The sequence below is a fragment of the Exiguobacterium sp. s143 genome (assembly GCF_018618895.1).
In the GTDB taxonomy this organism is placed as follows: domain Bacteria; phylum Bacillota; class Bacilli; order Exiguobacteriales; family Exiguobacteriaceae; genus Exiguobacterium_A; species Exiguobacterium_A abrahamii.
On the sequence record NZ_JACSMX010000014.1, the window covers coordinates 1 to 441 of the forward strand.

The following is a 441-nucleotide window of genomic DNA, read 5'->3' on the forward strand; positions in this document are numbered from 1 at the left end:
ATATTGTTTCGGGGTCATCTTTTTTAGGTTCCATTGACCGCGTTCGTAGTTGTAATAGCTGATGTAGTCCCCGACCATCTCTCGGACCTCCTCGATTGACTCGCACGAACGGTTGGCGACATAGTCCTTTAGATGACCAAAGAACGATTCGATCGGTGCGTTGTCGAGACAGTTGCCCCGACGGGACATGGACTGAACTAATCCGAGGTCGCCAATGAGTCGCTGGTAGCCCGGATGGGTGTAGTGGAAGCCTTGGTCCGAATGAATCATCGCCTCGGGATGTCGATTCCCCTGGAGATGCTCTTCGAGCTTTTTCATCGTCTGAAAGACGAGGTCCATACGAAGATCCGTGGATAGTTTGTATGCCACGATCTCGCGTGTGGCGACGTCCTTCACACAAGACAGATAGACGTTCTCGCCGGAGGCGATGGGGAGATAGGT

Annotated in this window: 1 protein-coding gene; it reads right to left on the reverse strand. The window is 52.6% G+C overall.

All coding sequences use genetic code 11. The features are described from left to right. A partial coding sequence (locus KNQ03_RS16925; protein ID WP_214725650.1) for an IS3 family transposase occupies positions 1–441 on the reverse strand: 441 nt, incomplete at both ends.